This window comes from Stenotrophomonas riyadhensis (assembly GCF_040256885.1).
GTDB lineage: Bacteria > Pseudomonadota > Gammaproteobacteria > Xanthomonadales > Xanthomonadaceae > Stenotrophomonas > Stenotrophomonas riyadhensis.
This window is the reverse complement of record NZ_CP155568.1, coordinates 236,616-249,485: the sequence shown is the minus strand read 5'-3', so window position 1 is coordinate 249,485 and position 12,870 is coordinate 236,616. Positions and strand designations below refer to the sequence as shown.

At 66.6% G+C, this 12,870-nt stretch carries 11 protein-coding genes; 5 read left to right on the top strand and 6 right to left on the bottom strand.

Translation table 11 applies throughout. The features are described from left to right. The first annotated feature begins 352 nt into the window (after window positions 1-352). On the top strand, window positions 353-937 hold the full coding sequence (locus tag SriyCCGPB3_RS01090) for a DUF4304 domain-containing protein (protein ID WP_350259751.1): 585 nt from the start codon (window positions 353-355) through the stop codon (window positions 935-937). 40 nt (window positions 938-977) lie between these two features. On the opposite strand, the gene SriyCCGPB3_RS01085 is transcribed toward SriyCCGPB3_RS01090, so the two are convergent. Further along, entirely contained in the window at window positions 978-2,432 is a 1,455-nt protein-coding gene (locus SriyCCGPB3_RS01085) for a SulP family inorganic anion transporter (RefSeq protein WP_248858710.1), read from the bottom strand. 232 nt (window positions 2,433-2,664) lie between these two features. On the opposite strand from SriyCCGPB3_RS01085, the gene SriyCCGPB3_RS01080 reads away from it, so the two are divergent. Beyond that, window positions 2,665-3,621, top strand: coding sequence for a cation diffusion facilitator family transporter (locus tag SriyCCGPB3_RS01080; RefSeq protein ID WP_049399847.1), 957 nt, complete (start codon window positions 2,665-2,667; stop codon window positions 3,619-3,621). A 111-nt stretch (window positions 3,622-3,732) separates the two neighbouring features. After that, on the top strand, window positions 3,733-4,158 hold the full coding sequence (locus tag SriyCCGPB3_RS01075) for an organic hydroperoxide resistance protein (protein WP_014035621.1): 426 nt from the start codon (window positions 3,733-3,735) through the stop codon (window positions 4,156-4,158). 210 nt (window positions 4,159-4,368) lie between these two features. Here SriyCCGPB3_RS01075 and mmsB read toward each other — a convergent pair whose 3' ends face one another. Genes mmsB through SriyCCGPB3_RS01050 form a run of 5 tightly spaced genes read right to left on the bottom strand, consistent with a single transcriptional unit; the run spans window position 4,369 to window position 9,908 of the window. Beyond that, window positions 4,369-5,259 (bottom strand): 3-hydroxyisobutyrate dehydrogenase, encoded by an 891-nt coding sequence (mmsB, locus tag SriyCCGPB3_RS01070; protein WP_350259750.1) that lies wholly within the window; start codon window positions 5,257-5,259, stop codon window positions 4,369-4,371. Further along, window positions 5,256-6,431: an enoyl-CoA hydratase/isomerase family protein gene (locus SriyCCGPB3_RS01065; RefSeq protein ID WP_153856746.1), complete on the bottom strand. Its 1,176-nt coding sequence runs from the start codon at window positions 6,429-6,431 to the stop codon at window positions 5,256-5,258. The genes mmsB and SriyCCGPB3_RS01065 overlap by 4 nt, the downstream gene beginning before the upstream one ends. Beyond that, window positions 6,428-7,225 (bottom strand): enoyl-CoA hydratase, encoded by a 798-nt coding sequence (locus SriyCCGPB3_RS01060; RefSeq protein ID WP_350259749.1) that lies wholly within the window; start codon window positions 7,223-7,225, stop codon window positions 6,428-6,430. Before SriyCCGPB3_RS01060 ends, SriyCCGPB3_RS01065 begins: the two co-directional genes overlap by 4 nt. Then, entirely contained in the window at window positions 7,222-8,376 is a 1,155-nt protein-coding gene (locus tag SriyCCGPB3_RS01055; RefSeq protein ID WP_433963293.1) for an acyl-CoA dehydrogenase family protein, read from the bottom strand. The genes SriyCCGPB3_RS01060 and SriyCCGPB3_RS01055 overlap by 4 nt, the downstream gene beginning before the upstream one ends. Window positions 8,377-8,402: 26 nt before the next feature. After that, window positions 8,403-9,908 carry a CoA-acylating methylmalonate-semialdehyde dehydrogenase gene (locus SriyCCGPB3_RS01050; RefSeq protein WP_248858697.1) on the bottom strand — a complete coding sequence of 502 codons (1,506 nt, stop codon included), beginning with the start codon at window positions 9,906-9,908 and terminating at the stop codon, window positions 8,403-8,405. A 115-nt stretch (window positions 9,909-10,023) separates the two neighbouring features. On the opposite strand from SriyCCGPB3_RS01050, the gene SriyCCGPB3_RS01045 reads away from it, so the two are divergent. Both SriyCCGPB3_RS01045 and SriyCCGPB3_RS01040 read left to right on the top strand, forming a co-directional pair. Continuing rightward, on the top strand, window positions 10,024-11,391 hold the full coding sequence (locus tag SriyCCGPB3_RS01045; RefSeq protein ID WP_180846172.1) for a helix-turn-helix domain-containing protein: 1,368 nt from the start codon (window positions 10,024-10,026) through the stop codon (window positions 11,389-11,391). Window positions 11,392-11,849: 458 nt separating this feature from the next. Further along, window positions 11,850-12,803 carry a DUF1028 domain-containing protein gene (locus tag SriyCCGPB3_RS01040; RefSeq protein ID WP_164161774.1) on the top strand — a complete coding sequence of 318 codons (954 nt, stop codon included), beginning with the start codon at window positions 11,850-11,852 and terminating at the stop codon, window positions 12,801-12,803. The last annotated feature ends 67 nt before the right edge of the window (window positions 12,804-12,870 follow it).

Sequence of the window (12,870 nt, the reverse complement as noted above, 5' to 3'; positions counted from 1 at the left end):
CGCATCGTGCCCGCTTCGCTCGCCGGGCATCACTCGGCGCTACCCTCGTAACGCTGCAGGTCGTGCAGGATCGGGGCCCAACGCTAGACCGTCTCATCCGCTTTCACTCCAAAGTGATTGGCAATGAAAGAAGCTGCAATCTGCGCGGTGCAACAATCCAGGTTGTATCGCAGCTTACGAGCTTGGGCGTAGCGATCACACAGCCAGCGTCAAATGCGACATGTTCTGACGCCAGCTCCCATTGCACCTTCCTTTTCAGCCGATAGGCTTTAGTACATCGCACCGGCATACCCGTTATGTCATGCCCCCAACTGCAGTCATCTTCCCGCCCATGCTCGCCTCGTGAGGACCAATGAAAAGGCAAGCTTTGGACACCGCCTACGCCTCAATAAAGGACGCAGGATTTGTGCGCAACGGGCCGGCTTTCATGAGAGTGCGCGAGCACTTCATAGATGTTCTTTCACTGCAGACCAGAAGCGACGGCAAGGCACTCGCGTTCAATGTCGGCGTGTTTGCACGCTTCATCCCGGGGCGTTGCATGGATCAGACCACGAATCTCAACGAAACCGACTGCGACGTGAGATGCAGGGCAGCTCCTCCGGGGAAAAGCGACCATTGGATAAGCGTTGAACAGGATGCTGATCTGCTCAAGACCGAGGTGGATGCTCTTTTGAAAGAGAATGCCCTTCCCTTCTTTTCAAAGTTCCAGGACATCGATTCCATCTGCGAAGCTTTGACGGTCGCGGCCATTCAGGCCGACTCGACGCCGGCACATTTCAGTTCGATCACACGCGTCCGCAGGGCCCTGCTCGCTGCCCTTTCATGGCAGGCAAAGGATGGCACCGAGTCTGCCAAGGCGCTGGCCGCATATGGACTCTCCATCAGTAATGGGACTACCGCACTGAAAGGCCGATTCAGGAAAATTCTGGAGGCTTAGCCGCCCCCAGAATTGACACGGGCATTGAAGCGCTACCGCCTCAATGCCCCCCGCGCGCGCCGCCCACCTGCTCGATCAACGTCTGGCTGGCCGCATTGAGCCCCACCACCGTCACCTCCGCACCGTGCGCGGCCAGCTTTTCCTGCGCCCGCTCCAGCGCGGCCACGGCAGTCAGGTCCCACAGGTGGGCATCGCGCAGATCAATCTGCACCTTCGGCGCCACGTGCTGGTAATCGAACGCCGCACCCAGCTGCCCCGCCGAGGCAAAGAACACCTGCCCGCGCACGCGGTAGACCTGCGTGTCACCGGCATCGTCGCGCTGCACGTCCAGCATGCGGCCGACCTTGCGCGCGAAGAACAGGGCCGACAGCAGCACACCGCTGAGCACGCCCTTGGCCAGATCGTGGGTGGCCACGGTGACCACCACGGTCAGCAGCATCACCGCAGAGGAACTGCGCGGATGCGTGCGCAGGTCGCGCAGCGAGCGCCAGCTGAAGGTGCCGATGCTGACCATGATCATCACTGCAACCAGCGCCGCCATCGGGATCTGCCGTACCAGATCGCTGCCGTACACCACCAGCACCAGCAGGAACACACCGGCCACCAGGCAGGACAGGCGGCCGCGGCCACCGGAGGTCACGTTGATCACCGACTGGCCGATCATCGCGCAGCCGGCCATGCCACCGAGGAAGCCGGTGACCGTGTTCGCCACGCCCTGGCCGACGCATTCGCGGTTGCGCTCGCTGGGCGTCTCGGTGATGTCCTCGACGATCTGCAGGGTCATCATCGATTCGAGCAGACCGACCACGGCCAGCGTGGCCGATACCGGCAGCAGGATGCGCAGCGTTTCCCAGGTGAGCGGCACATCGGGGATGAGGAAATGCGGCAGGCTGTCAGGCAACTGGCCCATGTCGCCGACGCTGCGCACCTCCACACCAAAGCCAATCACCACGGCGGTAAGCACCACAATGGCCACCAGCGGTGATGGCACGGCGCGGGTGAGGCGTGGCAACAGGTAGATGATCGCCAGCGCGGCGGCGCACAGCACGTAGACCGCAGGGCCGCGGCCGATCAGCTCGGGCATCTGTGCCAGGAAGATCAGGATCGCCAGCGCGTTGACGAAGCCGGTGATGACCGAGCGCGAGACGAAACGCATCAACGCGCCGAGCTTGAACACGCCGGCCAGTACCTGCAGCAACCCGGCCAGGATGCTGGCAGCGAACAGGTACTGCAGGCCGTGGTCCTTGACCAGGTCGACCATCACCAGCGCCATTGCACCGGTGGCGGCGGAGATCATGCCGGGGCGGCCGCCAGCGATGGCAGTGATGACGGCAATCGAGAACGCGGCGTACAGGCCGACCTTGGGGTCGACACCGGCGATGAGCGAGAAGGCGATGGCCTCGGGAATCAGGGCCAGGGCGACGACGATGCCGGACAGCAGGTCGCCACGGATGTTGCCGAGCCATTGCTGGCGCAGGGGGTAGGACGTTTGCATGGGAAAGCTCCGCGCGCAGGCGGGCGTGGCCGCATGGCGCTGCAGTGGAAAGACACGGGTTCCTGAGCCGGGCAGGCCGGCTGCCGATGTGCGGCAAGGGTCAGGGTGGCGTGATCACTGCAGGCGGGCGTCGGTACGTGGGAGGGGCGCAGTCTACGGGAAGCGGCCCCACGGGGGTAGCGCGGTTGGCCGGCGAAGGCAGCGGAGCCTGGCTCCGCTCTACAATTGAACCATGGCCGCCAACCGCCCGCAGTTCTTCGACCCCGCCACCGAACAGGGGGTGCTGCGCCTGTCGATCGCCGCTTCGCTGCTGCTGGCCGCGGCGGCGGTGGTGTTCGGCCTGCTGGCCAATTCTTCGCTGATCATCTTCGACGGCATCTACGGCCTGATCGACGTGGTGATGACCTGGCTGTCGCTGCTGGTGGCGCGCCTGATCGCACTGTCCACACAGACCGATGCGCTGCAATCGCGGCTCAACCAGCGCTTCACCATGGGCTTCTGGCACCTGGAGCCGATCGTGCTGGGGGTGAGCGGCACACTGATGATCGGTGCGGCGCTGTATGCGCTGGTCAATGCGGTGGACGCGTTGATGTCCGGGGGCCGCCATATCGCGCTCGGCCCGGCCATCGCCTTCGCCGGGCTGTCGATCGTGGGCGAAGCCGCGCTGGCCTGGTTCATCCTGCGCGCCAACCGCCGCATCGGTTCGGAGTTCATCGCGCTGGACGCGAAGAACTGGGTGATCGCCGCCAGCATGTCGGCCTGCTACCTGCTGGCCTTCCTCGGCGGCGTGCTGGTACAGGGCACCTCGTGGGCCTGGGTCGGGCCGTACATCGACCCGGCCATCCTCGCCTTCGTCTGCGTGCTGGTGATGATCGCCCCGCTCGGCACCGTGCGCCGGGCGCTGGCCGGCATCCTGCTGGTCACCCCGCCGGAACTGCAGGCCCATGTGGATGCAGTGGCACGCGGGATCGTGGCCAAGCACGGTTTCGTCGAGCACCGCAGCTACGTGGCCCAGGTGGGGCGTGGCGAGCAGATCGAGCTGTTCTTCGTGGTGCCGGAAAACGACCCACCGCGGCCCTTGGTGGAATGGGATCAGCTGCGCGACGAGATCGGCGATGCGCTGGGCGAAGCCTCGCCGGATCGCTGGCTGACCATCATGTTCACCACTGACCGCGAGTGGACGATCTAGGCCAGCAGGACGATCGATCAAGTTTTTCGTACGCATTGCAACCCAACGTACGCGGAAACCGGGCAAAGTAGGCTCCAACGCAACACCCACCCACCGACCAGGAGCATCCCGATGTCCATCGAAAAGGTTCTGTACACCGCCCAGGCCACCTCCACCGGCGGCCGTGAAGGCCGTTCCGTCTCTTCCGACAACGTGCTGGACATCCAGCTGTCGACCCCGCGCGAGCTGGGCGGCGCCGGCGGCCCGGGCACCAACCCGGAACAGCTGTTCGCGGCCGGCTACTCGGCCTGCTTCCTGGGCGCGCTGAAGTTCGTGGCCGGCCAGGCCAAGGTCGCGCTGCCGGCCGACACCACCGTGACCGGCAAGGTCGGCATCGGCCAGATCCCGACCGGTTTCGGCATCGAAGCCGAGCTGACCATCAGCGCTCCGGGCGTGCCGCGCGAGCAGCTGGAAGAGCTGGTGCAGAAGGCGCACATCGTGTGCCCGTACTCGAATGCCACGCGTGGCAACATCGACGTGACGCTGATCGTTGCCTGATGGGACCGGGGTCGGAGCCCTTTGCCACCGGTAAAAGGGCTCTGACCCCATCGCAGAGTACTCGGGGGTCAGAGCCCTTTCGCGTTGCGAAAGGGATCCGACCCCAAAAAAAATGGGCGGATGCCGGTCGAAACCGAACATCCGCCCATCCCACCTTCGTTGTCCCGCACGGGGGCATGAGGTTGCCGGCCAGCGGCCGGCGCTACCAGGTCACTTCTCGCTCGTGATGAGCTGCACGACGCTGGAGAAATCCAGCTTGCCGCGGCCGGCCTGGTGGTTCATCGAGTACAGGTTGCGGGCCACTTCGCCCAGCGGAATCGAAGCGCCGACACTCATCGCCGCTTCCACCGCCAGGCCCATGTCCTTCAGCATCAGATCGCTGCCGAAACCGCCGCTGTAGCCGCGCGAGGCCGGGGCGTTTTCCAGCACGCCCGGCCACGGGTTGCACACTTCAGTGGCCCAGCTACGGCCGGTGCTGACCGCCATCATCTGCGACAGCACCTTCGGGTCCAGCCCATGCGCCACGCCGAGGGCGATGGCTTCGCCGGTGACCGCCATGATCACGCCCAGCGCCATGTTGTTGCACAGCTTGGCGACCTGGCCGGCACCGCTGGCGCCGACATGGAAGATGTTCTTGCCCATCGCCTGCAGCACCGGGCGAGCGCGCTCCAGCGCATCCTCCTCGCCACCGACGATGAAGGTGAGGGTGCCGGCCTGGGCACCGGCGGTACCGCCGGATACCGGCGCGTCGATCATCTGCAGGCCACGTGCGGCAGCGGCTTCGGAGACCTTGCGGGCGCTGGCCGGGGCGATCGTGCTGCAGTCGATGACCAGCGCACCGGCCGGGATCGCGCCGAGGATGCCGTCGTCGCCCAGGTACACGCCTTCGACGTGGCGGCTGGCCGGCAGCATCGAGATCACCACCTCGGCACCGGCCAGGGTTTCGCGCGCCGATGCGGCCGCGCTGGCACCGGCATCGACGGCGGCCTGCACCGCGGCCGGGACCAGATCGAACACGCGCACGGTATGGCCGTTCTTGACCAGATTGGCGGCCATCGGGCCACCCATGTTGCCCAACCCGATGAATGCAATGCGGCTCATGCAAGGCTCCTTTCAACAAGGGGAGTGCCCAGGTCGGCCAGCGGATGCGCGGCATCGGCCCAGGGGGAAGCGAAGAAGGTGTCGGCCCACGCGCCGGTGGCCTCGGCCAGGGTGGCCGGGTTCCACTGCGGATTGCGGTCCTTGTCGATCAGCAGCGCGCGGATGCCTTCGGCGAAATCACCGTGGGCGGCGCAATGCAGGGCGACGATGTACTCCAGGCGGTAGATCGCGGCCAGGTCCTGGCCGGCACTGCGGCGCTGCAGTTCGTACGACAGCCGTGCCGAACCGGGTGCACCGGCGGCGAGGGTCTTCTGTGCTGCCTGCAGCCAGGCATCGTCGGTCTGCAGACCGGCAATGCGCGCAATGATGGCCTGCAGGTCATCGTCTTCGCACAACGCATCAACCTGCGCCGCATTGGCCAGCAACGGACCCGTGGCAGCATCGCTGGCATGCGACTGCAGCAGATGGCTGAGGCGTTCGTGGTTGTGTGCGGCGTTGCTGGACCACGCGACCTGCAGCAGCGCGTCGAACACCGCGCTGCGGCGTTCTTCGGCCACGTGCACATCGGCCAGGCCGGCATAGATGGCATCGCCTGGATTGAGCAGTGCGCCGGTCAGGGCCAGGAACAGCCCGCCCTTGCCCGGTACGCGTGGCAGCAGCCAGCTGCCACCCACATCGGGGAACAGGCCGACGGTGATTTCCGGGAAGGCCAGCTTGGAGCGCTCGCTGACCACGCGGTGGCTGGCACCGGACATCAGGCCGATGCCACCGCCCATCACGATGCCATGGCCCCAGCACAGGATCGGCTTGGCATAGGTGTGGATGAGGTAATCGACGCGGTATTCGACGTCGAAGAACTCGGCCGCGTAGTCGTTCTCGCGGATGTCGCTGCGGCCGGCCTCGCGGAAGGCGGCCATGCTCTTGTACAGGCTGTGCAGGTCGCCGCCGGCGCAGAACGCCTTTTCACCGGCGCCCTGCAGCACCACCATGGCGATGCCGTCGTCGTCGGCCCAGGCATTCAACTGCTTCAGCAGCAGGTGCGCCATCGGCAGCGAGAAGCCGTTGAGCGTGCGCGGCGCGTTGAGCGTGGCGATGCCGATGCGCGTGCCATTGCCGGCTGCGCGCTCTTCGAACAGCACCGGTGCGTCGTCGGCAGCGGTGTCGGTGCTCATGCGTTCTTCCACTGCGCAGCGCGCTTTTCCAGGAAGGCGATCACGCCCTCGACCTGGTCGGCGGTGTCGAACAGGTCGACGAAGGCTTCGCGTTCGGCCACCAGCGCCGAAGCGTGAGTGCCGGTGCGGGTGGCCTGCACCAGGGTCTTGCAGGCGGCGATGCTGGTCGGGCTCTGCTTGCCGGCCTTCTTCGCCCATTCCAGCGCCAGCGCCTTGGCTTCGCCCTTGCCGACCTTTTCTTCGGCCAGGCCAATGCGCAGCGCGGTCTCGGCGTTGATGCGCTCGCCCAGCAGGATCATGCGCTTGGCCCAGCCCTCGCCAACCAGGCGCGGCAGGTTCTGGGTGCCACCGGCGCACGGCAGCAGGCCGACGGTGGCCTCCGGCAGCGCGACCTGGGCATGGTCTTCGATGATGCGCAGGTCACAGGCCAGCGCGCATTCCAGGCCACCGCCCATGGCGTAGCCGTTGATCGCGGCAATCGACACACCACGGAAACCGGACAGCGCCTCGAAGGCTTCGCCGAAACGGCGTGCGGCTTCGCGTGCGGCGGCCTTGTCGCCCGAGGCGAACTGGTTGAGGTCGGCACCGGCGGAGAAGAACTTCTCGCCATCGCCGGTAATCACCAGCGCGTAGATCTCGCGGTCTGCGTTGAGCGCGCCCACCAGGTCGCGCAGTGCCGACAGGCTGTGCACGGTCCAGGTATGCGCCGGCGGGTTGTGCAGGGTGATGACCGCGGTGTGGCCATCGGCCTCGACCTTCAGGCCCACGTGCTCCTGGGTACGCCAATCCTTCATCGCAGTTCCTCTTCGGTGTTGAGCAGGTGACGGGCAACGATCACCCGCATGATCTCGTTGGTGCCTTCCAGGATCTGGTGCACGCGGCAGTCACGCAGCAGGCGCTCGATCGGGTATTCGCGGATGTAGCCGTAGCCACCGTGGATCTGCAGTGCTTCGTTGCAGACGTTGAAACCGGCATCGGTGGCGAAGCGCTTGGCCATCGCGCACCACACGTTGGCGTCGCTGGCACCGGCATCGAGCTTGCGCGCAGCGGTGTGCACCATCTGCCGGGCGGCCACCAGCTGGGTGACCATGTCGGCCAGCTTGAACTGCAGGGCCTGGAACTCGGCCAGTGCCTTGCCGAACTGGCGGCGCTCGCCCATGTAGCGGCGTGCAGCGTCCAGCGCACCCTGCGCGGCGCCCAGCGAGCAGGCGGCGATGTTGATGCGGCCGCCATCGAGCCCCTTCATCGCCAGCTTGAAGCCGCCGCCTTCCTCTCCCAGAAGGTGGCTGACCGGTACGCGGACGTTTTCGAAGGTGATGCCACGGGTGGGCTGGCTGTTCCAGCCCATCTTCTCTTCCTTGCGGCCGAAGCTGATGCCCGGCAGGTCGGCCGGCACCGCAATGGCGCTGACACCGCCGGCACCGGCACCACCGGTACGCGCCATCACCACCAGCAGCTCGGTGGCACCGGCGCCGGAAATGAAGGCCTTCGAGCCGTTCAGCACATAGAAGTCGCCATCGCGCACGGCGGTGGTCTTCAGCGAGGCCGCGTCGGAACCGGCACCGGGTTCGGTCAGGCAGTACGAGGCCAGCTTGAGGCCGGCGGCCAGATCCTGGCCCCACGCATCGCGCAGTGCCGGCTGGCCCCACTTGGACACCATCCACGAGGCCATGTTGTGGATGCTGATGTACGCCGCGGTCGACGGATCGACGCTGGCGAGCTCCTCGATGACGACGGCGGCGTCCAGTCGGCTCAGGCCGCTGCCGCCCACTTCCGGGTCCATGTACAGACCGCAGAAGCCCAGTTCACCGGCCTTGGCGATCGCCTCGCGCGGAAAGATGCCCTCCGCATCCCATCGCGCGGCGTGCGGCGCCAGTTCGGCCTGTGCGAAGTCGCGCGCCGCCTCGCGGTACGCCTGCTGCGCTTCTTCCAGTTCCGTCGTCATCGAGTGGCTCATGGCTGCTCCTGCCGTTACTTCAGGCTGATCGTGGTGTTGACGCCATGGCTGAGCGTCTCGTCATCGAACCAGCGCGCGGTGACCGTCTTGGTCTGGGTGTAGAACAGCACCACCTGCTTGCCGTACGGGCCCAGGTCGCCCAGCTTGGAGGCGCGCGAACCGGTGAACGAGAACAGCGGCACCGGCACCGGGATCGGCACGTTGATGCCGACCTGGCCGACGTCGATGTCTTCCTGGAACTTGCGCGCGGCCGCGCCGGACTGGGTGAACAGTGCGGTGCCGTTGCCGTTCGGGTTGCTGTTGACCATCGCGATGGCCTCTTCCAGCGTCTCCGCTTCGAGGATGACCAGCACCGGCCCGAAGATTTCTTCCTGGTAGATGCGCATGTCGGTGGTGACACCGGCAAAGATGGTCGGGCCGACGAAGTTGCCCTTCTCGAAACCATCGACCTGCGGCTTGCGGCCGTCGAGCACCAGCTTGGCGCCCTGCTCCACGCCCGAGGCGATCAGGCCTTCCACGCGCTCGCGGGCGCTGCAGGAAATGACCGGACCGACGTCGGTGCCGGCCACGGTGCCGCCGCTGACCTTCAGGGTCTTGGCCTTGGTGACCAGGTCCTGCACCCAGTTGCGTGCTTCACCGACCAGCACCAGGGTGGAGGCGGCCATGCAACGCTGGCCCGCGGCACCGAAGGCGGCGCCGACCATCGCGTTGAGGGTCTGTTCCTTGTTGGCGTCCGGCAGCACCACGGCGTGGTTCTTGGCGCCCATCATGCACTGCACGCGCTTGCCGGCCAGCGAGGCACGGTTGTAGACGTGGGTGCCGACGCGGGTGGAACCGACGAACGACACGGCCTTGATGTCCGGGTGGTCGCAGATCGCGTTGACCACTTCCTCGCCGCCGTGGACGACGTTCAGCACGCCCTTCGGAATGCCGGCTTCCAGCGCAAGCTCGACCAGGCGCATGGTGACCATCGGGTCCTGCTCGGACGGCTTGAGGATGAAGGTGTTGCCCGTTGCAATCGCCATCGGGAACATCCACAGCGGGATCATCGCCGGGAAGTTGAACGGGGTGATGCCGGCGCACACGCCCAGCGGCTGCATGATCGTGTAGGTGTCCACGCCATTGGCCACGTTGTTGGCCAGCTCGCCCAGCTGCAGGTTGCCGATGGCGGCGGCGTGCTCGACCACTTCCAGGCCGCGGAACACATCGCCTTCGGCGTCCGGCAGGGTCTTGCCCTGTTCGGCGGTAAGGATGTGGGCCAGCTCGCTCATGTTTTCGCGGATCAGCTGCTGGTACTTCAGGAAGATGCGCGCACGGGTGCCGATCGGGGTCTTGCGCCAGGTCTTGAAGGCGTCCTTGGCGGCGGCGACGGCGGCGTCCACTTCGCCGGTGGTGGCGAACGGCACCTTGGCCAGCACGTCCTGGGTGGCCGGATTGATCACGTCCTGCCAGTGGGAGGTGGCCGATTCAACGAACTGGCCATCGATCAGCATGCGGATACGGGGCGCTGCAACAGTCATGACGACAATCCCACGGGGTGCGAAAGATGCTTGGCATTATTCACAGCGTCCACCTCGATTTCCGGGCTGAATCCGCTTAATCTGGCGAACACGCCAGACGATTCATGTTAATTTTGTGAATTATTCAGCCCCCCAGCGACAACTTGGCCTGCGCCTGCTGCGGCTGCGCGAGCAGCGCGGCTACAGCCAGGCGGATCTGGCACGGGCGCTGGGGCTGTCGGCCAGCTACCTGAACCAGATCGAGCGCAACAAGCGCCCACTCACGCCAGCGGTGCAGAAGAAGCTGGGCGAGGTATTGGGCGACGTTTCCGCACTGTTCGACGAGGATGAGCCCGCCGCGCTGCAGGAAGCACTGGGTGAAACCCTGCGTGACCTGGGCCTGTCCGAGGTCAGCGCCACCGAACTGCGCGCGCTGGCCGGCAACCTGCCGCAGGTCAGCCGCGCGCTGCTGGACCTGCACCGCCGCCACCTGGCGCTGCGCGAGCATGCCGCCGCGCTGGAGTTCCAGCTGGGCGAGCCCGGCGCAGGCAGCACCCTGCCGGCCGGCGACCAGGTCCGCGAATTCTTCAATCGCATGCACAACCACATTCCCGAGCTGGACGAGCTGGCCGAGCAGCTGTTCGCCGAATGGGGGCTGTCGCCCGGGCACGTGGCACCGCGGCTGCGCCAGCTGCTGGCCGACCGCCATGGCGTGCTGGTGGAGGTGGCCGCACTGCAGGCCGGGCGCGAAAAGCGGCAATACGATGCCGGTGCGCGGCGGCTGTGGCTGCCCGATTACCTGGAGCCCGGCCAGCAGGCGTTCCAGATGGCGGCCGAGCTGGCCCTTCACGGCTACCTGCCGCAGATCGACGCGGTGGTGGCGCGCGCCGGGTTCACCGATGAGGCACGCATCGCGCAGGCGCGGATCGGTCTTTCCAACTATTTCGCCGGCGCGCTGGTGATGCCGTACATGCGCTTCCTGCGTGCGGCCGAAGCCAGCAGCTACGACATCGAACTGCTGGCGCATCAGTTCGGCGTCGGCTTCGAAGCGGTCTGCCACCGGCTGAGCACGCTGGCGCGGCGCAGTGCGCCCGGGCTGCCGTTCTTCTTCATCCGCGTGGATCGCGCCGGCAATGTGTCCAAGCGTCATTCGGCCACCGATTTCCACTTCTCTCAGGTGGGTGGTTCGTGCCCGCTGTGGATCGTCTACGAGGCGTTCAACCAGCCGGGGCGGATCCTGACACAGACCGCGCGCATGCCCGATGGGCGGCGCCACTTCTGGCTGGCGCGGCAGGTCAGCAGTGGCCCGGTGGGCCATGGCCAACCGCGGAAGACGTTCGCGGTGGCGCTGGGCTGCGATCTGCAGCATGCCGAGCGGCTGGTGTATTCACTGGGGCTGGATGTGCAGAGCCCGGGCAATTCGGTGTCGATCGGCCCGGGTTGCCGGGTGTGTCCACGTGAGGACTGCATGCAGCGCGCGTTCGCGCAGTTGCCGGGGCGGTAGGGGTGGTTCGGCAGGGCTGCGCCCTGCACCTGCGGTAGTGCCGGCCGCTGGCCGGCAACCTCAAAAGCAACAGCTGGCATTCCGTGGAATGGCGGGGCGGTGTCGTGTCGGATTGCGGGGACGCCGTGAACCCGTCCCTGGGGGCTTGGCCGCGGCATCCATCCCGCGGACACCCCCGCAACCGGACCCACCCCGCCTTCGACAGTTTCCGGCTGCTGTTGGTGGGTGCTGACCGTTGGTCGGCACGCTGCTGTTGGTGGGTGCTGACCGTTGGTCGGCACGCTGCTGTTGGTGGGTGTCGACCTTGGTCGACACGCTTGATCCACGCCATGCGTGGATGCTCTTCGATGTTCGAAATGCTCGATTTCGATGGGGTTCCATCCACGCATGGCGTGGGTCTACTAAACCTTTCGTGCGTAGGCTGCATCCCATTGCAATGCCTGCCCACGGAGTTGGCCATGTTCCTGCTGCGTTCCTGCCTGGTCCTGCTGCTCGCTGCCTTCGCTGCGCCGGCGTGGGCGACGTTCTCCATTGCGGCCTGCAACGAGGCCGGCGACTGCGGGGTGGCGGTAGCCACGCACAACCTGGCGGTCGGCGGCGTGGGTGTGCCGTGGGCGCAGGCGAAGGTGGGTGCGGTCGCCAGCCAGTTCGAGACCAACCCGACCTATGGGTCGAAGGGTCTGGAGTTGATGGCCAAAGGCCGCACGCCTGCCCAGGTGCTGAAGCAGCTGCTCGATGAAGACGGCAACTTCGATGGCACCACGCTTGCCGAGCGCCAGGTGGGGCTGGTCAGCGCGCGCGGCGGCAATGCGCAGTACACCGGCGCCACCGCGCAGCAGGCGGATTGGGCCGGTGCGCAGGGCGAGGGCATGCTGAGCGTGCAGGGCAATGGTCTGGCCGGGCCAGAGGTGCTGGCATCGATGCAACGCGTCTTCGCTGCATCTCAGGGTGAGTTGGCGGCGCGCTTGCTGGCGGCGCTGGAAGCTGGCCAGGCAGCAGGCGGGCAGCGCAGTGGACAATGGTCGGCGGCGCTGCTGGTACGCACGCCCGGCGGCGACTGGCAGGACACCGACCTGCGCGTGGACGCTGACCCACGCGCGGTCGCAAGGCTGCGCGAGCTGTACGACATGCGCCTGTCCAACGAGGCGATCATCCGCGCCGAGCAGCGCTGGGAGAAAGGCGATGTGGCAGGGGCGCGTGCAGCACTGGCGACCTCGTTGTCGCTGGCCCATGGCTGGGACCGTACCTGGGCGCGCGCTGCGCGCCTGGCCATGCGGCAGGGCGATACGGCGCTGGCGCGCGAGTATCTGGCAGGACTGCGTGCGCTCAATCCGGGCTGGGTGAAGCAGGAGCTGGCGTTGCCGTTGTATGCGCCGTTGCAGGGTGATGCGGTGGTGGCGTCGTGGCGATGAGGCACCGCAGGGGTCAGATCGTGCCGACCAAGGTCGGCACCCACCAGAACAGTTCAATCGGCTGCGG